Below are 238 nucleotides of genomic sequence, written 5' to 3' on the forward strand. Positions count from 1 at the left end.
GATGCCGACGGCCAGGCGACGCGGTGGATCGTCGGCGCGGGTGACGTTGCGGACGAAATCGGCCAGCAGTTCCGCCGGCAGGTTGTCGACGCAGTAGAAGTCGAGATCCTCGAACGTCCGCAGCGCGACCGATTTGCCGCTGCCCGACAGGCCGCTGACGACGTAGAAGGACGGCGGCGGTGTGTCGGGACGCGGCGTACTCACGGCGCGCCGCGCTCGAGGAACTGCGAATGACGCG

1 protein-coding gene is annotated in these 238 nt (G+C 68.9%); it reads right to left on the minus strand.

The window, feature by feature from the left end:
- Positions 1-204, minus strand: a 204-nt coding sequence (locus SB719_RS22470) for an RNase adapter RapZ (RefSeq protein ID WP_412160081.1), incomplete at its 3' end; no start/stop codon positions are given.
- Positions 205-238: the final 34 nt, after the last annotated feature.

The sequence above is a fragment of the Pantoea sp. SIMBA_079 genome, from assembly GCF_046940275.1.
Lineage (GTDB): Bacteria > Pseudomonadota > Gammaproteobacteria > Enterobacterales > Enterobacteriaceae > Pantoea > Pantoea borealis.